This window comes from Pseudomonas cavernicola (genome assembly GCF_003596405.1).
Classification (GTDB): Bacteria; Pseudomonadota; Gammaproteobacteria; order Pseudomonadales; family Pseudomonadaceae; genus Aquipseudomonas; species Aquipseudomonas cavernicola.
This window is the reverse complement of record NZ_QYUR01000008.1, coordinates 873023-894760: the sequence shown is the minus strand read 5'-3', so window position 1 is coordinate 894760 and position 21738 is coordinate 873023. Positions and strand designations below refer to the sequence as shown.

Annotated in this window: 14 protein-coding genes; all 14 read left to right on the top strand. The window is 58.5% G+C overall.

Annotated elements, in window-relative coordinates; all coding sequences use genetic code 11:
* Nucleotides 1-32: 32 nt before the first annotated feature.
* The 14 genes from wecB to D3879_RS28040 all read left to right on the top strand — a co-directional run bounded on the left by wecB (nt 33) and on the right by D3879_RS28040 (nt 21670).
* The gene (wecB, locus tag D3879_RS25910; protein WP_119957011.1) at nt 33-1163 is read left to right on the top strand and encodes a non-hydrolyzing UDP-N-acetylglucosamine 2-epimerase; all 1131 of its coding nucleotides are present in this window, start codon (nt 33-35) and stop codon (nt 1161-1163) included.
* 5 nt (nt 1164-1168) lie between these two features.
* A complete protein-coding gene (locus tag D3879_RS25905; RefSeq protein ID WP_119957097.1) occupies nt 1169-2404 on the top strand; it encodes a glycosyltransferase family 4 protein in 1236 nt (411 codons plus the stop codon).
* A 120-nt stretch (nt 2405-2524) separates the two neighbouring features.
* On the top strand, nt 2525-3121 hold the full coding sequence (locus D3879_RS25900) for a sugar transferase (RefSeq protein WP_119957010.1): 597 nt from the start codon (nt 2525-2527) through the stop codon (nt 3119-3121).
* Nucleotides 3118-3741, top strand: a complete 624-nt coding sequence (locus tag D3879_RS25895) for an acetyltransferase (protein ID WP_119957009.1) — start codon at nt 3118-3120, stop codon at nt 3739-3741. The genes D3879_RS25900 and D3879_RS25895 overlap by 4 nt, the downstream gene beginning before the upstream one ends.
* Nucleotides 3742-3826: 85 nt before the next feature.
* A complete protein-coding gene (locus D3879_RS25890; protein ID WP_119957008.1) occupies nt 3827-5011 on the top strand; it encodes a DegT/DnrJ/EryC1/StrS family aminotransferase in 1185 nt (394 codons plus the stop codon).
* Between the two features lie 644 nt (nt 5012-5655).
* Nucleotides 5656-6912, top strand: a complete 1257-nt coding sequence (locus tag D3879_RS25885; protein ID WP_119957007.1) for a glycosyltransferase family 4 protein — start codon at nt 5656-5658, stop codon at nt 6910-6912.
* Nucleotides 6909-7874 carry a UDP-glucose 4-epimerase family protein gene (locus D3879_RS25880; RefSeq protein ID WP_119957006.1) on the top strand — a complete coding sequence of 322 codons (966 nt, stop codon included), beginning with the start codon at nt 6909-6911 and terminating at the stop codon, nt 7872-7874. The genes D3879_RS25885 and D3879_RS25880 overlap by 4 nt, the downstream gene beginning before the upstream one ends.
* 405 nt (nt 7875-8279) lie before the next feature.
* Nucleotides 8280-8537: a type II toxin-antitoxin system prevent-host-death family antitoxin gene (locus tag D3879_RS25875; RefSeq protein ID WP_119957005.1), complete on the top strand. Its 258-nt coding sequence runs from the start codon at nt 8280-8282 to the stop codon at nt 8535-8537.
* Between the two features lie 5 nt (nt 8538-8542).
* A complete protein-coding gene (locus D3879_RS25870) occupies nt 8543-8797 on the top strand; it encodes a Txe/YoeB family addiction module toxin (RefSeq protein WP_177412496.1) in 255 nt (84 codons plus the stop codon).
* Between the two features lie 271 nt (nt 8798-9068).
* Entirely contained in the window at nt 9069-9515 is a 447-nt protein-coding gene (locus tag D3879_RS25865) for an REP-associated tyrosine transposase (RefSeq protein WP_119957004.1), read from the top strand.
* Between the two features lie 224 nt (nt 9516-9739).
* Complete coding sequence (locus tag D3879_RS25860; RefSeq protein WP_119957003.1) at nt 9740-10750, top strand: MraY family glycosyltransferase; 1011 nt, start codon at nt 9740-9742, stop codon at nt 10748-10750.
* A gap of 223 nt (nt 10751-10973) precedes the next feature.
* Nucleotides 10974-12980: a polysaccharide biosynthesis protein gene (locus D3879_RS25855; RefSeq protein WP_119957002.1), complete on the top strand. Its 2007-nt coding sequence runs from the start codon at nt 10974-10976 to the stop codon at nt 12978-12980.
* Nucleotides 12981-13813: 833 nt separating this feature from the next.
* Nucleotides 13814-15046: a group II intron reverse transcriptase/maturase gene (gene ltrA / locus D3879_RS25845; protein WP_238474328.1), complete on the top strand. Its 1233-nt coding sequence runs from the start codon at nt 13814-13816 to the stop codon at nt 15044-15046.
* Nucleotides 15047-15742: 696 nt separating this feature from the next.
* On the top strand, nt 15743-21670 hold the full coding sequence (locus D3879_RS28040; protein WP_119957000.1) for a peroxidase family protein: 5928 nt from the start codon (nt 15743-15745) through the stop codon (nt 21668-21670).
* Nucleotides 21671-21738: the final 68 nt, after the last annotated feature.

The window sequence follows — 21738 nt, the reverse complement described above, 5'->3', positions numbered from 1 at the left end:
TCGGTTTTGATGGTTTTGAGTAGAGCTTTGCAATGAATAAACTGAAAGTTGTCACTGTGGTAGGTACCCGGCCGGAAATTATTCGCCTGTCGCGGGTCATGGCCAAGTTGGATCAGTATTGTGACCATGTACTGGTTCATACCGGGCAGAATTACGATTACGAGTTAAACGAGATCTTTTTTCAGGATCTAGGCATCCGCAAACCCGATCACTTCCTCAATGCCGCAGGCGCCAGCGGTGCGGAAACCATCGGCAACGTGATCATCGCCGTGGATCGTGTGCTAGCCGAGGTGCAACCCGAAGCCCTGCTAGTGCTCGGCGACACCAACAGCTGCATGGCAGTAATCCCCGCCAAACGACGCAAGATTCCGACCTTCCACATGGAAGCCGGCAACCGCTGTTTCGATATGCGCGTACCGGAGGAAATCAACCGGCGCATCGTCGATCACACTGCTGATATCAACCTTACCTACAGCACTATTGCCCGCGATTATTTGCTGCGCGAAGGCCTGCCGCCGGACATGGTGATCAAGACCGGCAGCCCGATGTTCGAAGTGCTCAATCATTACCGTGACGGCATCGAGGCCTCGGATGTGTTGGAACGTCTAGGGCTGGAGGCCGGCAAGTTTTTCGTGGTCAGCGCCCACCGTGAGGAAAACATCGACTCTGATAAGAACTTCTTCAAGCTGGTGGATGTGCTTAACACAGTAGCAGCCCATTACGGCTACCCGGTGATTGTCTCCACCCATCCGCGTACCCAGAAGCGAGTGGACGCCATGGGCGTGACGTTCCATGAAAACGTACGTCTGCTCAAGCCGCTGGGATTTAAGGACTACAACAAATTGCAGCTTGTCTCTAAGGCTGTGCTGTCGGATAGCGGCACGATCAACGAGGAGTCTTCGATTCTCAATTTCCCGGCATTGAATATCCGCGAGGCCCACGAGCGGCCGGAAGGCATGGAGGAGGCCGCGGTGATGATGGTTGGGCTTGAAGTCGAGCGCGTGATGCAGGGGCTGCAAGTGCTGGAGAGTCAGGGCTGCGGCGAGGAGCGAAGCCTGCGCCTGGTAGCTGACTACAGCATACCTAACGTGGCGGAGAAGGTGGTGCGGATCATCCACAGCTATCGTGATTACGTCATGCGGACGGTGTGGAAAAGGTACTGAGCAGCATGGCTACCCGTGTTCTCCTATTGACCCAATGGTTTGACCCCGAGCCTACCTTCAAGGGGCAGGTATTTGCCCGCGAGCTAGTCAGACAGGGCTTTGAGGTTGAGGTTGTCACCGGTTTTCCCAACTATCCAGGCGGCAAACTTTATCCGGGCTACAAGCTTCGGCTATTGCAACGGGAGCAGATCGATGGCGTTCAGGTAACGCGGGTTCCGCTGTATCCAAGCCATGACCAGGGTGCTGTTGGGCGTGTGCTCAACTACGTCAGCTTTGCTGCTGCGTCGCTGTGCTATGGGCTGTTTGGTGCCAAACGCCCCGATGTGATCTATGCCTACCATCCTCCGCTGACGGTAGGCATCACCGCGGCGCTGATCCGACTGTTCCGCCGTGTGCCGGTGGTATATGACATTCAGGACATGTGGCCGGATACCCTGCGTGCAACCGGCATGCTCTCCAACGAGAAGGCGTTGAAAGTTGTATCTGCGGTCTGTGACTGGGTATATCGGCGCGCCAATCAGCTGGTGGTGCTGTCTCCGGGGTTCAAGCGCTTGTTGATCGAGCGTGGTGTACCTGAAGGCAAGATTGAGGTGATTTACAACTGGTGTGCCGAAGACTCGCTTGCCACGCCGCTAGGGAGTGTGCCGGTGAGCTTTCCGGGCAATGACAAGTTCCGCGTCCTGTTCGCCGGGAACATGGGCAAGGCCCAGGCTCTGGATGCAGTACTGGATGCCGCCGAGCTGTTACAGGAGCGGGCTCCCGACTTGGTCTTTGTATTCCTCGGTGGTGGTGTCGAGGTGGCGCACTTGCAACAGCTGACTGCAGAAAAGGCGCTGCGTAATGTAACTTTCCTGCCACCAGTCCCGATGACGGAAGTTGGCAGTTACCTTGACGCTGCCGATGCTCTGCTAGTGCATCTTAAAAAAGATCCATTATTTACCATCACTATTCCATCCAAGACTCAAGCTTATATGGCTGTTGGTAAGCCAATCTTGATGGCTGTGGATGGGGATGCTGCGGATCTGGTGCTGGAAAGTGGATGTGGCCAGGTCGCTGAATCGGAGAACCCTGCTTCATTGGCAGAAGCAGCACTCGCTCTCATGCGGGCCAGTGTGGATGAGCGCAATGCCATGGCCGAAAACAGTCGACGCTTCTATCGCGACAAATTATCCCAGAGCGTAGGGGTTGGGCGTTTTGGAGCGATTTTCAATCGGCTCGCGGAGCGCACAAGAGGTACGTAGATGTCTCTCAGCTGGGCCGTATCAGGTTGTTAACGGCCCCAAAACCCATATTTATGGTTTTGGCGCCCCCATATTCATGTAGGCACTGTCGGGGCAGTCAAAATTTTTCAAGGACAGCTGATGCTTAAACGCCTTTTCGATATTGTCGCTTCCGCCTGGGGCCTGCTTTTGCTTTCTCCTGTGATTCTTGTGGTGGCTTGGCAGATCCGCCGCAAGCTCGGTTCGCCGGTGCTGTTCCGTCAGCTGCGCCCCGGTTTGAACGGCAAACCGTTCGAGATGATCAAGTTTCGCACCATGCGCGATGCGATGGATGGCAACGGCAATCCGCTGCCGGATGTCGAACGTATGACATCGTTTGGCAGTTTTTTGCGTTCCAGCAGTCTGGATGAGCTGCCTGAACTGTGGAATGTGTTCAAGGGTGATATGAGTTTGGTCGGCCCGCGCCCGTTGCTGATGGAATACCTGCCGTTGTACAACTCTGGGCAATATCGCCGCCATGAGGCGCGCCCCGGCGTCACCGGCTGGGCGCAGATCAACGGCCGCAATACCCTGAGCTGGGAGGAAAAGTTCAAGTTGGATGTGTGGTATGTGGACAACCAGTCGTTATGGCTGGATCTTAAGATCATTTTCCTGACGGTGAAGAAGGTGCTGGTGCGTGATGGCATCAGCGCTGAAGGGGAGGTGACCATGGGCAAGTTCAGGGGGAGTAAGTCTTGAATCGTCTTGCCATTCTCGGCGCCAGCGGACATGGCAAGGTGGTGGCCGATACCGCCGAGTGTTGTGATTGGCTGAACGTCGAGTTTTTCGATGATGCCTGGCCGGTTTTGCAGGGCAATGGTGCCTGGCCCGTTGTTGGTGACACAGCGGTGCTGCTTGACCGGTTGCATGAGTTTGACGGTGTGGTGGTGGCGATTGGCAACAACCGTATTCGCCATGCCAAGCTGCTTGAGTTGCAGGCGACAGGCGTGCAGATGGTGACATTGGTGCATCCGGCTGCCAGTGTCAGCCGGTATGCGGCCATTGGTGTCGGTTCGGTGGTGTTCGCCGGTGCTGTGGTGAATGCCGATGCCCGGATCGGGCTAGGTGCGATTCTCAATACCGGCTGCAGCATTGATCACGATTGCGTGCTGGGCGATGCCGTGCATGTCAGCCCCGGCGCGCGGCTGGCTGGCGGAGTGCAGGTGGGCGAGCTGAGCTGGATCGGGATTGGTGCCAGTGTGCGTCAGCTGATCCGCATTGGTGCGCGGGTAATGGTGGGTGCTGCTGCAGCTGTGGTGGCTGATGTGCCGGATGATGTGACCGTGGCCGGGGTGCCGGCACGGGTTGTTGTGCGCTGATTTCTCTGGTGGGCCTGCGGCCCGTAATCGCAGCAAGAGGTTGCCTTGCTGCTGTTTCCTTGTTCAATCCCTTCAGGTGGTTGCTGTGCTGAATACTCCGTTTTCCCCCTGGCCTTCCATCACAGAGGAAGAGGCCGATGCCGTTCGTGATGTGATTCTGTCTAACAAGGTCAACTACTGGACCGGGCAGGAATGTCGCGAATTTGAAAAGGAATTTGCTGCATGGGCCGGTACCGGGTACGCCATTGCGCTGACCAATGGCACTGTGGCCCTGGATGTGGCATTGAAAGTTTTGGGGATTGGTGCGGGCGATGAGGTGGTGGTGACGCCGCGTACCTTCCTCGCTTCGGTGTCAAGCATCGTCAATGCTGGCGCAGTGCCGGTGTTTGCAGAGGTGGATTGCGATTCGCAGAACATCACCGCCGAAACTGTCCGTGCAGTGCTGACGCCGCGCACCCGTGCGGTGATCTGCGTGCATCTGGCAGGCTGGCCGTGCGATATGGATCCGATCATGGCGTTGGCGGAAGAGCGGGGCCTGTTCGTCATCGAAGACTGCGCCCAGGCCCACGGTGCGCAATACAAGGGACGTGCGGTCGGTTCCATCGGCCATGTCGGTGCCTGGTCGTTCTGCCAGGACAAAATCATGACCACCGGCGGTGAGGGTGGGATGGTCACCACCAACGACCGTGAACTGTGGTCGAAGATGTGGTCGTTCAAGGATCACGGCAAAAGCTGGGAGGCGGTGTACGAGCGGGAGCATGCGCCGGGCTTTCGCTGGTTGCATGAGAGTTTCGGCACCAACTGGCGAATGCTGGAAGTACAGGCGGTGATCGGCCGCATCCAGTTGCGCCGCATGGCTGACTGGCATGCCCGGCGCCTGGCTAATGCTGAGCGCATCTGGGGCTGCGCTCGCCAGTTGCGTGGTTTGCGCGTACCGGCCATGCCTGAGGGTAGCCTGCATGCGGCCTATAAGTGCTACGTATTTGTCGAGCCGCAGCAGCTCAAGGCGGACTGGAACCGTGACCGCATCCTTGACGAGATTGTCGCCCGTGGCGTGCCGTGCTATTCCGGCTCCTGCTCGGAGGTGTATCTGGAGAAGGCTTTCGACAACACCGGCTGGCGTCCTGCTGAGCGTTTGCCGGTGGCTAGGGAGCTGGGCGAGAGCAGCCTGATGCTCCTCGTGCACCCGACCCTGACTTCCGCCGAGATCGACAAGACTTGTTCGGTGCTGGCTGAGGTTATGCAAGAGGCAACACTTTCTGTTTCCTGAGCGTATCAAGCGAGCAGCGCTTTGATCTACTTTTATCCAAGAGGCCTGGATGGAGAGTTTTCTTGTTTTTTGTCTGTTGTTGGCTGCAGGTTTGAGTTCTTTCATCAGCGGTGTGTTGTGCCGTAATGCCTTGTTTCATCGATTGATGGACGTGTCCAATGATCGCAGCTCCCATCTTCCGCCCACCCCTACGTGGTGGTGGCTTTGCCATAGCCATCAGCCTCATTGCCGTTGTTCTGTGCCTTTGCCTCAACGATCTGGTTGCACCTGATCTTGCATGGGCCCCAATCGGCTCTGGAGGCGTGATCGCCTTGCTGGGTATTGCTGATGACCACCGGAGCTGCTCGTTTTGCCTCTTAGTGCACCGTAAGCGCTCCATAAACTCCACCCTTGGCATGGCAAGACGTCTGGTTTAAAGCGCGCGGAGCAGTTCCAGGGCAGTACGTAGGCTGGGTAGAGCCTCAGCAAAACCCAGCTGGGTTTCACTCCGTTCTACCCAGCCTACGACTCGAGTCGGCAACCGGGATACGAAGGGTGGATCAGCTGCATGCCTAACGTGGCGGAGAAGGTGGTGCGGATCATCCACAGCTATCGTGATTACGTGATGCGAACAGTTTGGAAAAGGTACTGATTGGGCACACAGTATGACGGATAAACCATTGAGGATTCTGGTCGTCACCCAGTATTTCTGGCCGGAGAACATGCGCATTAACAACATGGTTGAAGGTTTTGTCGCCAAGGGCCATGAAGTTACTGTGCTCACCGGTCTTCCCAACTATCCCGAAGGCCAGGTGTTTGCTGCCTATCAGAAAGACCCTGAGCAGTTTTCCAGCTATTTCGGAGCTCGGGTTGTGCGCGTCCCCATACTGCCCCGTGGCCGCCGCAGCATAACTTTGGCGCTCAACTACCTTTCTTTCTTTACCAGTGCTTCGGTACTTGGGGCGTACAAACTTCGTCGACAAGAGTTCGACTCGATCTTTGTCTATGCGGTTTCCCCGATAATGGCGGCTATACCTGCCCTAGTTATTGGCAGGCTGAAAAGGACTCCCGTATTTGTATGGATCCTCGATCTCTGGCCGGAGACTTTGAGCGCGGTTGAAATTGTCAAAAACAAGAGGGTCCTGGCGCTCGTCGGGAAGCTTGTTTCCTGGATCTACAACCGCACTGACTATCTGCTTCTACAGTCGAAGTCTTTTGGCGACAACGTCAGGATGTACTGCACGAAGTATATTGCGCCGGAGCGCCTGGTATATTTTCCCAGTTGGGCAGAGGATGACTTTTCTGGGGACATAGAAGGTCCATCGGATGTTCTGGTACGTGATGACTCAGTCTTTACCATCGTATTTGCCGGTAATCTCGGTGAGGCCCAGGATTTTCCTGCAATTCTCGAGGCGGCAGAAACGATAAAGGCTGAGTTGCCAGTGCGTTGGGCCATCGTGGGGGATGGCCGGGTCAGTGCCTGGTTGCACGAGCAGGTTGCTGCGCGTGGTCTGACCAATGTGTTGTTGTTGGGGCGACACCCTCTAGAGAAGATGCCCCCGTTATTTGCGACAGCCAATGCCTTGCTGGTTTCCTTGAAGACTAACGAGGTATTCGAGAAAACCATACCTGGAAAAGTGCAAGCCTATCTGGCCTCCGGTAAACCAGTGATTGCCATGATTGATGGCGAAGCTGCGCGGGTTATCCTCGAGTCAGGGGCTGGCATGGCCTGTAGCTCAGGCGATGCTGCTGCCTTGGTGGGTATCGTGCGCTCGATGGTGGCGTTGACGCCAGTGCAGCGTGATGCCATGGGATGTGCAGGCAAGCAGTTCTACCTTGAACATTTTTCCAAAGCGAGTCTCTTCGATCGCCTCGAAATGCTTTTCCGGAAAGCCAGCCTGAGAAGGAACGAAAAAAAATGAACAGGATTCTTTTGACCGGAGTGTCTGGCTTTGTCGGTCGCGCAGTGCATGAGCGGCTATCAGTGAGCAACGCAAACGAGTTGATTGTGGCAATACGCGGTTCGTTGACAGGTTTGCCGCAGTCAACTTCAGTGACGCAGATTTCTGCAATTGATGGTGCGACCGATTGGAGCACTGCTTTGCAGGGTGCCCATGTAGTCATCCACAGTGCTGCCCGCGTGCATGTGATGGATGACAAGTCGGCTGACCCCCTAGCGGAGTTCCGTAAGGTCAACGTCGAGGGCACGCTCAATCTGGCTCGGCAGGCAGCGCAGGCGGGTGTACGCCGTTTCATTTTCATCAGCTCAATCAAGGTCAATGGCGAGTCCACGCCGTTGAATGTCCCCTATATCGCAGATGCACAGCCGGCTCCAGCCGACCCTTACGGAATTTCCAAGACGGAGGCCGAACAGGGATTGCGGGCGCTGGCTGCGGAAACCGGGATGGAGGTTGTGATTATCCGGCCGACGCTGGTCTATGGGCCGGGTGTGAAAGCCAATTTCTTGAGCATGATGCGCTGGCTGCACAAGGGCGTGCCTTTGCCTTTTGGCGCAATTCATAACCGACGTAGCCTGGTGGCCTTGGACAATTTTGTTGATCTGATCGTGACCTGCATTGATCACCCCGCAGCGGCGAATCAGACCTTCCTGGTCAGCGATGGTGAGGATCTTTCTACATCCGAGTTGTTGCGCAGAATGGGTGCTGCTTTGGGCAAACCAGCCCGTCTGTTGCCGGTGCCGAGTTGGGTGCTGGAAGCGGGGGCGGCGATGCTAGGGAAGAAAGCTCTTTCCCAGCGGTTGTGCGGCTCGCTGCAGGTCGATATTAGCAAGACACGTGAGTTATTGGGTTGGGCGCCGCCGGTCAGCATTGATGCAGCCCTGCGCAAAACGGCAAAGCATTTTTTGGATCATCGCACGCAATGATGTGGTGTCGCAGAACATGGTCATGCGTATCCGAAAATACGAGACCTGATTGCCGGCGGCGAATCACAAACGCTTGAGTTCAAGGCTTAGTTTGTTCGGGATGCCAGCGGAGCTGGTTGCGTTTGCCAATACGTCGGGTGGGTAGGCGCTGGCCGGGGTGGCTGATTTGCTGATTTTGTCGTTTCCGGCGTGTGCCTGTGGCCCGCATCACGGCGGGGGCGCCGCTCCTACAGGGGATGCGCGTGCTGAGGCTTCGGTGAGTAGCTCTACTGTTGTAGGGGCGCCGCCCTCGGCGCGAGCCTTTGCGCTGTTTGTGGTTTCTGGCGGGCCCAAACAATAAATACATTTCATTGAGTTAATGTACTCATTTATGTACAGTAAGCGGCAGCTTATGAGGAGCCCAGGATGCAAGCCATCAACTACACCACTGCACGGCAGCACCTAGCCGAAACCATGGATCGCGTGAACAACGATAGAACGCCTCTGCTGGTGACACGGCAGAAAGGTGAGCCTGTCGTCATGATGTCCCTGGCCGACTACAACGCTCTCGAGGAGACCGCTTATCTGCTCCGCTCGCCGGCTAACGCGGAACGCCTGATCAAGTCGGTCAACAGCCTGCGTGCAGGTAAAGCAGAAGCACGTCAACTCATCGACGAAGAATGATCGTCGTGAACATCCTCTTCACGCCCGAGGCGTGGGACGACTATCTCTGGTTTCAACAGAACGATAAGGCCGGGCTCAAGCGAATCAACCTGCTGATCAGGGATGCTCAGCGCAGCCCGTTCGACGGCATTGGCAAACCTGAGCCGCTCAAACACAACCTAAGTGGCTTCTGGTCGCGGCGAATCAGCGAGGAGCACCGCCTGGTCTATGCGGTTGATGGTGACGCATTACAAGTCGTGCAGTGCCGCTATCACTACTGATCCCGAACATCCGTTTTTCTTACAGGTTTGCTGTAAACCGGTGCAGCGGTGCGCACAGTATCTGTTGTAGGCGCTCTGCCCTCGGTGCGAGCTTTGGCTTTGGCTGTTGCGTTGGCTTGAGGGTTTTTGGCGGGCCTGTGGCCCGCATCGCGGCGGGGGCGCCGCTCCTACAGGGGTTGTGGTGGAGGGCTAGGCTGCGCTGTGCTGGTGCTGCTGATGTAGGAGCGGCGCCCTCGGCGCGAGCTTTAGATTTTTGGAAGGGAGTTCTGAAATGGCGGAAGGCAAAGGATTTGCTTCCGCGCTATGCAAGGGGCGCTGGTCCTCACCGGGGCATATTTATCTGGTAACCACTGTCACGCGTAATCGTGAACGGGTTTTCAGCGGCTTTGCGGCGGCGCGATCACTGATCCGGGTTTTACGGGATGAGGCAGGGCGGGGTAGTCACGTGACATTAGCTTATGTAGTGATGCCCGATCACCTGCATTGGTTGTTGCAACTGGGGGGCAACGACTCCCTGTCTGTTCTTGTCGGGCGGGTGAAGTCGTTGTCTGCACGGCGGATTGGTCGTTCGATTTGGCAGGCCGGTTTTCATGATCGCGCTCTGCGCCAGGAAGAACATTTGCAGGCGGTGGCGCGTTATGTGGTTGCCAACCCCATCAGAGCGGGTTTGGTTCCACGTGCAGGGCTTTATTCGCATTGGGATGCAGTTTGGTTGTAGCGAGTGCTTGTGTATTGTTTGTGGTTTTCTGGCGGGCCCGCCCGCATCGCGGCGGGGGCGCCGCTTCTGTAAGAGCGTCGCCTCGGCGCGAGCTTTGGTTGTGTGTGTTTAGGGTTTTTTGGCGGGCCAGTGGCCCGCATCGCGGCGAGGGCGCCGCTCCTACAGGGTTGCGGATGCCCTCGGTGCGAGCTTTTGTTTTGGCTGTTTCAGGAAGTTGACCGTTGATGACAATTTGGTGGTTGTTCGGGGTGGTGGCCGGCGTTTCGCTTTTGCTGACCGGTGCATTACGCCGATACGCATTGGCGCGCAACTTGATTGATATTCCCAACGCCCGCAGTTCGCACTCGGTGCCCACGCCGCGGGGCGGCGGGGTGGCGATTGTGCTCAGCTTTCTGGTGGCGCTGCCTCTATTGGCGTCAGTCGGCGTGTTGGCATGGCCGGTGATGTGGGCGTTGCTGGGGGCGGGTGCCTGGATCGCCGTGGTGGGACTTCTCGATGACCATGGTCATGTCGCTGTGCGCTGGCGGTTGTTGGCGCATTTCATCGGCGCTGGTTGGGCACTGGGCTGGTTGGGTGGTTTGCCGCCGCTGGTGATCTTCGGCTTTGACTTGGAACTGGGCTGGCTGGGTTATGCGCTGGCGGCGTTTTACCTGGTCTGGCTGCTCAATCTGTATAACTTTATGGATGGCATTGATGGTATCGCCAGTGCCGAGGCGATCTGCGTGTGCTTGGGCGGCGCGTTGCTCTATCTGTTGCTAGGCGAGGGGGCTACCGCACTGGTGCCCTTGTCGCTGGCGGTGGCGGTGGCGGGCTTCCTGTTCTGGAACTTCCCGCCAGCGCGCATCTTCATGGGTGATGCCGGTAGTGGCTTCCTCGGTATTGCGCTGGGCGTGCTCTCGCTGCAAGCGGCCTGGGTGGCGCCACAGTTGCTGTGGAGTTGGTTGATCCTGCTAGGGGTGTTCATCGTCGATGCCACCTGGACGCTGCTTCGCAGGCTGCTGCGGGGCGATAGGGTGTACGAGGCGCACCGCAGCCATGCTTACCAGTACGCATCGCGCCAATTTGGCAAACACTTGCCGGTGACGCTGGCGGTGGCGGCGCTGAACCTTTTCTGGCTGCTGCCGATTGCGCTTTGGGTCGGGCTAGGTGGAGTGGATGGTGCCTTGGGATTGCTGGTGGCTTACCTACCATTGGTGTGGGTGGCAGTAAGGTTCAAGGCTGGGGAACGGGAGTAGGGCCGACCCTCACCCCCTGATCCCTCTCCTGGCGAGAGTGGGACGGTTGAGTTCGTTGCTGGGCGTTATGAATGCTAACAGTGAGTAGAGTGGAATCCTTGTAGAGGGACGCCGTTTACCCAGTGTTGACTCCGTGCGTGGTTGGGTGGTGTTTGGCGCTGATGATTAACTGCATTGTGGCTGATCTGCTTATTGGCTTGTTAAAGATTTCGAGGATGCTCTTGTGTTAAGGAATGCTGAAAAGTTGCGCGAATGGTTGTTGCAACTGCCGCGTCGTTACAAGCGCTTGTTGCAGGTGACCGCGGATGTGGCGCTGGTATGGGTCGCTTTGTGGGGGGCGTTTGTGGTGCGCCTGGGCACCGACAACCTGATTCAACCGTGGGGAGGGCACCTCTGGCTGTTTGTGGCCGCCCCGCTGATCGCTATCCCGCTGTTCGTGAGGTTCGGTATGTACCGGGCGGTGATGCGCTACTTCGGTAACGATGCGCTGCTCGCTATCGCCAAGGCTGTCACCCTGTCTGCCTTGTTCCTTGCCCTTGCGGTGTATTGGTACCGCGATGCTCCAAAGGTTGTACCGCGCTCAACGGTGTTCAACTACTGGTGGTTGAGTCTGGTGATGGTCGGCGGGTTACGTCTGGGAATGCGCCAGTATTTTATGGGCGATTGGTTTTCAGCCAGCCAACCGATGCCGTTTATGAAGCGTGATGACGGTTTGCCTAAGGTGGCGATCTATGGAGCTGGGGCTGCCGGTAACCAACTGGTGGGGGCCTTGCGTATGGGGCGCGCGATGCGCCCGGTGGCTTTCATCGATGATGACAGCGGCATTGCCAATCGGGTAATTGCCGGACTGCGGGTCTTCAAGCCCAAGCATATCCAGCAGATGATCGAGGAAACGGGGGCGCAGGAGATATTGCTGGCAATTCCCTCGGCCTCCCGCGGGCGCCGACGCGAGGCGTTAGAGTTCCTTGAGCAGTTTCCGCTGCATGTACGCAGTGTGCCGGGCTTTATGGATCTGGCCAGTGGGCGGGTGAAGGTCGATGATATCCAGGAAGTGGATATCGCCGACTTACTCGGGCGTGATGCGGTTCCGCCGCAACAGGAGTTATTCGAGCGTTGCATTCGTGGTCAGACGGTTATGGTGACTGGTGCTGGAGGCTCGATCGGTTCTGAGTTGTGCCGCCAGATCATGGCGAGTGAACCGACAACGCTGCTGCTGTTCGAACACAGCGAATTCAATCTGTACAGCATTCATGCCGAGCTTGAGCAAAGGATCGAGCGTGAGTCCTTGCCGCTACGGCTGGTGCCAATCCTGGGCTCGATCCGCAATTCAGAGCGGCTGCTGGACATTATGCGGACCTGGCAGGTGGGCACCGTCTACCATGCGGCCGCATACAAGCATGTACCGATGGTGGAGCACAACATTGCCGAGGGGGTACTGAACAACGTTATAGGTTCGCTGAACATCGCTCAGGCTGCGGTGAGGGCAGGCGTTGAGAATTTCGTGCTGATTTCCACCGACAAAGCGGTAAGGCCGACCAACGTGATGGGCAGTACCAAGCGTCTGGCTGAAATGGTTTTGCAAGCGTTGAGCCGGGAATCGGTTCCGGTGCTGTTTGCAGACAAGGATGTAGTCCATCAGGTCAACAAGACCCGTTTCACCATGGTGCGTTTCGGGAATGTGCTGGGCTCCTCGGGATCGGTGATCCCACGGTTTTATGCGCAAATTCGTCGTGGCGGGCCGGTGACGGTCACGCATCCCAATATCACCCGTTACTTCATGACCATTCCCGAGGCCGCTCAGCTGGTGATCCAAGCCGGCTCGATGGGGCAGGGGGGAGATGTGTTCGTGTTGGATATGGCCCAACCGGTGAAGATTCTCGAACTGGCGGAAAAGATGATTCATCTTTCCGGCCTCAGTGTGCGTTCGGAGAAGAATCCTCACGGGGATATCGCCATCGAGTTCTCAGGCTTGCGCCCTGGCGAGAAGCTGTATGAGGAGTTGCTTATCGGCGATAACGTCAGCCCGACTGATCACCCTATGATCATGCGGGCCAATGAGGAGCATCTACCCTGGGAGTCTCTCAAGACGGTGTTGGCAGCATTGCTCGAGGCCGTAGAGCAGGACGACTACGCTAAAGTGCGTCAGTTGCTGCGGGAGACGGTCAGCGGCTATGCCCCGGAAGGGGAGATTGTCGACTGGATACATCTGCAGCGCCGGATTGACCTCTGATCGTTGGCAAGTTTGTCAAAGGGGAGGGCGGCTAAGTGAAATCGCTCCATACCCCCCTTTCCCTGGCCAGGCGTTTGGTTTAAAGCGCGGCGGAGCAATTCCAGGGCTGCAGTCGGTGACGGAGGTGGCCAGCGGTAGGCGCTTGAGGATATGGCGCAGGTAGTGGCGCGGGCAGCCGGCTGTTTTGATGGCGGGGTCTGTGGATCGCTTACGTTTCAACGACGCTGAGCTGAAAACAATAAAGGTGTGTGGCGGTTGCCACACACCTTTTTTTTTGTGCGCCCGGCAGGGCGCACTCACTCGGAGGTGAAAGTCCTCTACACACCCGGCAAGGGGAAGTGTTAGCCAGAGGCAAGGGTGCCGCGGGTGACTGCGAATCCGAAGGAAGCCCGAGGCAAAGCGCTGGCCTGACGAACAGGAAGCGGATACGAGGCGACGCATCGGGGTAAGGCAGCAAAAAAGGCCAAAGCCCGGTACTTGCACAGAACGATGCGGCCTATATCCGACAGGCATAAGCGTGAAGGTGGGTGCGTCATACCCGGGGAGATCTGTATGGCTGCCATTGTGCTACTGGCGTCGCGAGGCGTGAGGATGGCCGTACAGAAGTCAGCAGAAGCCATAGTAGGTGCGATTTGACCGAAGGGCCGAACATGAGTGACCGCGATTAGGACGGTAGAGACTCGATGCAGCCGATGAGACACAAGTGCGCGAAAACGCAGCCATAACGTCAGAGCCGGAGCGGAACTCCGGGGGCGGTGTGCATGGCGTTGAGGCGGGCACGGCGGCTACCGAGCAAACGAAAGCGGGGGAGCCATCGCTGATGGAGGCGGTGGTTGATCGAGACAACCTGTGGCTGGCGTATCGAAAGGTCGTCGGCAATGGGAGTCGATGGACTCCCGGTCGAGCGGTTCGCCGGCTGGCTGAAAGTGCACTGGCCAAGCGTTAAAGCAGCGCTAATAAATGGGCAATACATGCCGCAGGCGATACGCGCAATGGACATACCCAAGCCTGCGGGCGGGGTACGCACACTGGGCATCCCGACGGTACTGGACCGCCTGATCCAGCAAGCGCTGCTCCAGACCCTCCAACCGATCTTCGAGCCGGGTTTCTCCGACTCCAGCTACGGCTTCCGGCCGGGGCGCAGCGCCCAGCAGGCAGTACTAGCGGCACAGCAGTATGTGCAAGAAGGCCGCCGCTGGGTGGTGGACATCGATTTGGAGAAATTCTTCGACCGGGTGAACCACGACATCCTGATGTCACGGCTCGCCCGGCGGGTGACGGATGCGCGAGTGCTCAAGCTGATCCGGCGATATCTGGAAGCGGGCTTGATGCGTGACGGGCTGGTCGCACAACGCCGAGAGGGTACACCGCAAGGTGGACCGCTCTCGCCGCTGCTGTCGAATATCCTGCTCACCGATTGGGATCGCGAACTTGAGCGACGTGGCCATGCGTTCTGCCGCTACGCGGACGACTGCAACATCTACGTGCGAAGCAAGGCGGCAGGCGAGCAACTGTTGAAGCAGATGAAGGGGTTCCTTGCGGAGCGCCTGAAGCTGCAAATCAACGAAGCGAAAAGTGCCTGCGCCAAGCCGTCAACGCGCAAGTTCTTGGGATATAGCCTGACGGCCCATCACCAGGCTCGGCTGCGTATCGCACCGCAAAGCCTGCAAAGGCTAATGGCCCGCGTGAAGGAGTTGTTACGTCAAGGACGGGGAAGAAGCCTGACTCATACCATCGAGACACTGAATCCGGTGCTTCGAGGGTGGATCGGCTACTTCCAGTACACGCAGACCAAGAATGCACTGGAGAATCTGGACGGTTGGCTGAGACGAAGACTGCGCTGCCTGCTCTGGCGGCAAGCAAAGCACCGTCAAGGCCGAACCACAATGCTGCGTCGACAGCGCCTGACGGAAGATCGTGCCTGGCGCTCGGCCCGAAACGGACAAGGTCCGTGGTGGAATTCGGGTGCATCACACATGAATGCGGCCTTCCCGAAACGCTTCTTCGACGCCTTGGGCTTGATCTCGCTGCTGGATACCCAGCGGCACCTCCAGCGTCACCCATGAACCGCCGTATGCGGAACCGCACGTACGGTGGTGTGAGAGGGCGGCGGGAGTAATCCCGCTCCCTACTCGATGCCCGATAAAAATAGCGGTTTCATCGTCTTTTACTCAGCCGGACGTTTGCGAAAACGAGTGAGTGTTGAGCGTGCAAATGGGCTATGAAATATTTTGAAATATCTAAGCGGGCTCGACCTTGGTCTTAAAATAAAGACAACAAAAAAATAAAAGCGTTATGTATCAGTAAGATAACTAAAGCATTATTTAATTTTGGAAAATACGACATTCCATTGACACTGTATTTGGGCGGAACTTAAGTAAAGGCAAGTGTGAAAGCCGACGTGGGTGAGGCGCTTAAGAGGGCGCCACAGGTTGTACCCGGCTCAACGGTTAGGGAGAACAACATGGACAGTACTGTTATCGCTCTTGGATTTCTGAAGAGCGCTTCATCGGCCCAGCTTCATGGGCCGCCTTCCCTCTGAAGACACCACAGGTCGTCTGACCTGCTGTTGTCCATGGGGCCGCATCCCCCCGCCGCCAAGCATTGATGAGCGCAAGCAATCCGGCTAGAGCCTGGCGTGCAGTAGCCCCTTTTACCTAAAAAACGACGCTTCTTGTAACGCCAACGCTTAGCCACGTTGTCGCAGCGGACTCGGCTGCATGTGGTTTTCTGACCGTGTTTAGCATCGAGGAAAATAACAAATGGCCACTTTAACGATCAACAAGGCGGATCTTCAGTACATCCTCAAGCAAATCGAGATCGCCGAAGCTCACTCTTCGTACCTCTCCAGCAATCCCAATGCCTCACTAGCCGAGCAGGCGGCCTATCTGCGCACCTTTGTGGAGAGCCCGCTGCTCCCTGAGGGCTTGCGTACGGTTGACGGCTCCCTCAACAGCCTGGTGCCTGGTCAAGAGCTCTTCGGCTCAGCCGATCAACTGATGACACGGCTGCTCAATCCGGTTTTCAACTCGGCGGAAAACGCCCTTTTCGACCCGGATGGCAGTGGGCCATTGGTGGCGGGGTCTCTGACCAGCTACGCACAAACCAGCGGCTTCGTCTTCGACTCGCAGCCGCGGACCATCAGTAACCTGATCGCCGACCAGACCGCCACTAACCCGGCCGCAGTCGCGGCGGCCGGCACTAACCAGACTACCGATCCGGAAGGGACCCTACTCATTCCGAACGTGTCGGCGGATGAAGGGCTGACGGCACCGTTCAACTCCTGGATGACCTTGTTTGGCCAGTTCTTCGACCATGGTTTGGATCTGGTCAGCAAGGGCGGCAGCGGCACCGTGTTTATCCCGCTATTGCCGGGTGATCCACTTTACGTCGAGGGGAGTCAGACCAACTTCATGGTGATGACTCGGGCGACCAACCAACCGGGACCGGATGGGCAGTTGGGCACGGCTGACGATGTGCATGAACATACCAACACCACCACGCCCTTTATCGATCAGAACCAGACCTATACCTCTAACGGCTCGCACCAGACCTTCTTGCGCGAATATGCCCTGAACGCCGAAGGCAAGCCCGTGGCCACTGGCCATATGCTCGACGGGCAGAATGGCGGGCTCGCCACTTGGGCCGATATCAAGGCGCAGGCTGCTCAGGTGCTGGGCATTCAACTGGCCGACTTCGATGTCACCAATGTCCCCATGTTGGCGGTCGATCCCTATGGTGAATTTATTCGCGGCGACAACGGCTATCCGCAGCTGTATGTGCGGGTGCCGGTCAGTGTTGAAAATCCCAATGGCATCGCTCTGGTCGAAGGTAATCCGGCTGCGCCGATCAGCACGGAGTTTGCCATTCGTACTGGTCACGCGTTCCTGGATGACATTGCTCACAACGCCAACCCGTTTGCCAATGGGGTGATGAAAGCAGCCGATACCGACGGTGCCGTCGGTTTGTCAGAGTCGACTGGCTACGATGACGAGTTGCTCAATGCCCACTACATCACCGGTGACGGTCGCGGCAATGAGAACATCGGCCTGACCGCTGTGCATCATGTGTTCCATGCCGAGCACAACCGCCTGGTCGACAGCAACAAGCAAACCATTCTCGAGTCTGGCGACCTGGCCTTTATCAACGAGTGGCTACTGGTCGATGTCGCGACAGTGCCGACTACGCCTGAGGCGATCGCCGCTCTGGTCTGGGATGGTGAGCGGCTGTTCCAGGCCGCCCGCGTCGTCAACGAGATGCAGTACCAGCATCTGGTGTTCGAGGAGTTCGCGCGCACGGTGCAGCCGGCGGTCGACGCCTTCGTGTTCTCCCATACCGCCGAGATCGACCCGGCGATAGTCGCCGAATTCGCCCATGTGGTGTACCGCTTCGGTCACTCGATGTTGACCGAGACCGTCGATCGAATCGGCATGGATCTCGCGACGGGCACTATTGGCGTCAACAATGACATTGGCTTGATCCAGGCGTTCCTCAATCCGTTGGAGTTCGCGGCCAGTGGCGTCGACTCTGGCGCGGCGGCCGGGGCGATCATTCGTGGCATGACCCGTCAGGTCGGCAACGAGATCGACGAGTTCGTGACCGAGGCGCTGCGCAACAATCTCGTGGGCCTGCCGCTGGACCTGGTTTCGATCAATATGGCGCGGGCCCGTGATACCGGCATCCCGTCCCTGAACGTCGCACGCGCGCAGTTCTTCGAGATGACCGGTGACAGCCAGCTGAAACCCTATGTGAGCTGGGTCGACTTTGCGCTGAATATCAAGAATCCGGCGTCGATCATCAACTTCATCGCCGCCTACGGTCAGCACCAATCCATCCTCGATGCCGATACCTTGGCAGCAAAGCGTGCCGCCGCGACCTTGCTGGTCACAGGCGGCATCGGTGAACCCGCTGATCGAGTGGCCTTCCTCAATAGCACCGGTACCTGGACTGCTGCCAATAGTGGGCTGAATAGCGTCGACTTCTGGATCGGCGGTTTGGCCGAAGAGAAGATGCCCTTTGGCGGCATGCTCGGTTCGACCTTCAACTTCGTATTCGAGGCGCAACTCGAAAATCTGCAGAGCGGCGACCGCTACTACTACCTGAGCCGACTCCAGGGCACCAATCTCCTCAACGAGCTCGAAGGCAACTCGTTCTCCGCATTGGTCATGCGCAATACCGATCTCGGTAATCCGAACTCATCGCACCTGCCGGGTCAGTTGTTCGCCGCCGTGGATCATATCCTCGAGATCGAGACCAGCCGGCAGATCGGTGTCGATCCAATCGGGTCCGACCCGATTCTGCAGATGCTCTCGCCCCTGGTGGTCCGTCAAGATCTCGACGGCGATGGCGATAGCGATCTGCTCCAGTACAACGGTGGAGGGCATGTCGTGCTCGGCGGTTCGGCGGAGGATGACGTGCTGCTCGGCGGCGACGGCGACGACACCCTCTGGGGGGACGCCGGCAATGACCAACTGGATGGCGGTTACGGCGTCGATATCATCCACGGCGGCGAGGGCGACGACATCATCACCGACCTGGGGACCGACCTCGGCGCGAGCGACCTCATTCATGGCGATGGTGGCAACGACGTCATCCATGCCGGCAACGGGCTGGATCTGGTTTTCGGCGGTGAGGGCAGCGACTTCATCTTGGCCGGCCAGGACGGCAAGCAGGTGTTCGGCGGCAGGGATAACGACTTTGTCCAGGGGAGCGATGGCAACGACTTCCTGATGGGCAACGAGGGCGACGACTGGATGGAAGGCGGACAGGGTTTCGATACCCTGGCTGGGGAAAACTCCGAGTTGTTCTTCAACAGCCCGGTCATCGGCCACGACGTGCTCGACGGCGGCGGCAACGACACCGACTACGACGGCGAATCCGGCGACGACATCATGGTCCAGGGCTTGGGCATCCAGCGTAACGAAGGGATGTTCGGCTTCGACTGGGCAATCCACAAGAATGACCCGCTGGCGGCCAATAGTGACCTCAACGTGCCGATCTTCACCACGGTGCAGGCCGACATCTTGCGCGACCGCTTCGACCAGGTCGAGGGGCTTTCGGGGTGGCAGTTCAATGATGTGCTGATCGGCGATGACCGCGGCGGGGCCGAAACGGATCCCGAGTTCACCCTGCAGAATCACGAGCTGACCCAGGCCGGTGTCGACCGCATCGCCGGACTTAATGAGGTACTCGGGCAGGCTGCGGCAGCCAACCCCAGCAACGATCCGAACGCCATCCTCTTCGACGGCGGCAACATCATCCTCGGCGGCGACGGCAGCGACCTCATCGAAGGTCGTGGCTTCGACGACATCATCGACGGTGACGCCTGGCTCAACGTGCGCATCGTCGTAGCGGCGGGCCCAAACAACGAAGCGTTCTCGGTCGATAGCATGAGTGCGGTCCAGACCCGCTTGCTTTCTGGCGCAATCAATCCCAGCCAGCTCAGCATCGTCCGCGAGATCCTCCAAGCCGATGGCAGCGGCGACGTCGACACGGCGGTCTACTCCGATGCGTTCGCCAACTATGAGGTGATTGAGAACCTCGACGGCACCTGGACGGTCGCTCATACAGCCGGCACCCTGGCCGACGGCACGGACCTGGTTCGCAACGTCGAGCGCCTGCAGTTCGCCGACCAGACAGTGGTGATCGGCGGTACCAACCAGCTACCCACGGGAAGTGTGACGATCAGCGACTCGACCCCGTCGCGGGGGCAGCTGTTGACGGCGACGACCTCTGCGGTCCTCGACCCCGATGGGGTCGTGGGTTCCATCACCTTCGTCTGGCAAGCCGAGACCGGAGAAGGCGGCTGGGTCGATGTGGGCACTGGCCCGACCTTCCAGCCGGGCACCGCGCAGGTCGGCCAGGTGCTGCGCGTGGTGGCGTCCTTCACCGATGGCCTGGGGGCCCCGGAACGTGTCAGCTCGGCGCCGACCGAACCGGTCATCCTCAACAATACCCCCACCGGACTGCCCACCATCAGCGACACGACGCCGGCGCAGGGTCAGGTACTGACGGCCACGCCTGGAACCCTCGCCGACGCCGATGGGACCGCCGGTGCGGTGTTCAGCTATCAGTGGCAAGTGGGCAGTGGCGCGACCTTTGCGGACATCGCCGGGGCGACTAGTCAGACCTTCACGCCTGGCCAATTGCAGGTCGGCCAGCAGCTGCGTGTCGTCGCCAGTTACACCGACAACCTCGGTGCACTTGAGAGTGTCACCTCCGCGCCGACCGCGGCTGTCGCCAACCTTAACGACGCCCCCACCGGCTCGCCCGTCATCAGCGACACCACGCCAAACCTAGGGCAGGCGCTGACAGCCGCGCCCGGGTCGATCGCCGACGCCGATGGGGTTACCGGCGTAGCGTATACCTATCAGTGGCAAGCGCTCAGCGCTGGGAGCTGGGCGAACATCGCCGACGCGACTGCCGCGACCTTCACGCCCAGCCAGGCGCAGACCGGTCAGCAGCTGCGCGTCGTTGCCACTTACACCGATAACCTCGGTACGCTTGAGCAGGTCCTCTCCGCAGCAACGGCGGTTGTTAGTGATCTAATCATCGGCACCGCCGGGAATGACGTGCTCATTGGTACGGCGTTCGATGACAACATTCAGGGCCTGGGCGGTGATGACGTCATTATCGGTGGCGGAGGTGCCGACACCATGGTCGGCGGCGGTGACAACGATGTCTATGAAGTCACCGAGTTCGGGGACGTGGTGAGCGAACTCGCCGGTGCAGGAGCCGACACGGTCTGGACCTCGCTCGCGAGCTACACGTTGGGTGCGAATGTCGAGAACCTATTTTTCGGCGACACCGGCAACTTCTCGGGCACCGGCAACGCGCTCGACAACATCATCCATGGGGGCATAGGCAACGACACCCTCAACGGTGGCGCTGGTGACGACTTCATGGCTGGTGGTACTGGACACGATGTCTATGAAGTCACCGAGTTCGGGGACGTGGTGAGCGAACTCGCCGGTGCAGGAGCCGACACGGTCTGGACCTCGCTCGCGAGCTACACGTTGGGTGCGAATGTCGAGAACCTATTTTTCGGCGACACCGGCAACTTCTCGGGCACCGGCAACGCGCTCGACAACATCATCCATGGGGGCATAGGCAACGACACCCTCAACGGTGGCGCTGGTGGCGACGTCATCATCGGTGGCGGAGGTGCTGACACGATGGCCGGCGGCGATGACAGCGACGTCTATGAAGTCACCGAGCTCGGGGACGTGGTGAGCGAGCTCGCCGGTGGAGGCTCGGATACGGTCTGGACCTCGCTCGCGAACTACACGTTGGGTGCCGACGTCGAGAACCTGTTTTTCGGCGACACTGGCAACTTCTCGGGCACCGGCAACGAGCTCGCCAACACGATCGTGGGGGGGGCAGGCAACGACACCCTCACCGGCGGGGGCGGGAACGACTTCATGGATGGCGGTCTCGGCAACGATACCTTCGTGTTTGCTGCGGGCTTCGGCAACGATGCGATCCAAGGTTTCGACGCCAATCCGGTCGGCGGGCAGGACCTGCTCAACATCGCAGCGCTCGGCGTTACCGCGGCGAACTTTGCTGCCAACGTAACCATCGCCGATGTCGGCGTGGACACCTTGGTGACGGTCGGCGCGAGTTCAATCGTCCTGGTTGGTATCGCCGACGCGACCACCGTAACCCAAACCGACTTCAACCTGGCGGTATAAGGAGGCCAGTTCAACAAAGCTGAGCTAAAAGCAATTGCGGTGTGTGGCGGTTGCCATGCACCGCAATT